Origin of the sequence: Streptomyces sp. 8L (genome assembly GCF_020176795.1) — a bacterium.
Taxonomy (GTDB): domain Bacteria; phylum Actinomycetota; class Actinomycetes; order Streptomycetales; family Streptomycetaceae; genus Streptomyces.
The window spans coordinates 1-987 of the sequence record NZ_JAIUKE010000919.1 but is presented as its reverse complement, the minus strand read 5'-3'; the positions used below and the strand labels follow the sequence as shown (position 1 = coordinate 987).

Genomic DNA, 987 nt, shown 5'->3' with positions numbered 1-987 from the left:
ACAGTGGTGCGGGGCCAGACGGTCTCCACCGCGTCGGGAAGCCCCTTCAGCCCGTCGCATACCAGCATGAGGACGTCGTTCACGCCGCGGTTCTTGATCTCGGTGAGGATGTGCATCCAGTGCTTGGCGCCCTCGCCGCCGTCGCCGGCCCACAGCCCCAGAATGTCCCGTCGGCCCTCGGCGGTGACGGCCAGGGCCACGTAGATGGGCCGGTTCGCCACCGCGCCGTCGCGGATCTTCACGTGGATCGCGTCGATGAAGATCACTGGATAGACGGCGTCCAGGGGCCGGTTCTGCCACTCGGCCATGCCCTCGAGGACCTTGTCGGTGATCGTGGAGATCGTCTGGCGCGACACGTCGGCGCCATAGACCTCGGACAGGTGGGCCTGGACCTCGCAGGTCGTCAACCCCTTCGCGGCGAGCGAGATGACCCTCTCGTCGACGCCCGACAGACGCTTCTGCCGCTTCTGCCGCTTCTGCCGCTTCTTGACGATCTTCGGTTCGAAGGAGCCCTCGCGGTCACGGGGCACGGCTATCTCCACCGGGCCGACATCGGTCAGCACGGTCTTGCCACGGGTTCCGTTGCGGCTGTTGCCGCCGTTCTTCCCCGCCGGGTCGTGCTTGTCATAGCCGAGGTGGTCGGTGATCTCGCCCTCCAGGGCGGACTCCAGGAGCCGCTTGGTCAGCTGCTGGAGCAGCCCACCCTCGCCGGTCAGCTGCAGACCCTCGGCCTGAGCGCGGCCGACCAACTCGTCGATGAGCTGGTCGTCCACCTTCTTCGCCGGCTGCAGCTCAGCGGCCTTCACGGACTCGGCCTCGGTCACGTTGTCGCTGGTCATCGACGCATCTTCCTTGATCAGGAGTTACACCGATCTTTTGGCTCTGTTCCGTAGTCGGTGGTGACGGCCGGTGACAGGCGTCGTTGATGTTGTATGCGAGATGTCAACTCCCTTGTTGCAGTGGTGTTTTCAGGACTCTCGGCGCTGG

At 65.5% G+C, this 987-nt stretch carries 1 protein-coding gene; it reads right to left on the bottom strand.

The window, feature by feature from the left end:
* Positions 1–839 (bottom strand): IS256 family transposase (locus LCE31_RS39875; protein ID WP_225023197.1); only part of this gene is annotated, 839 nt, incomplete at its 3' end.
* Between the last annotated feature and the right edge of the window lie 148 nt (positions 840–987).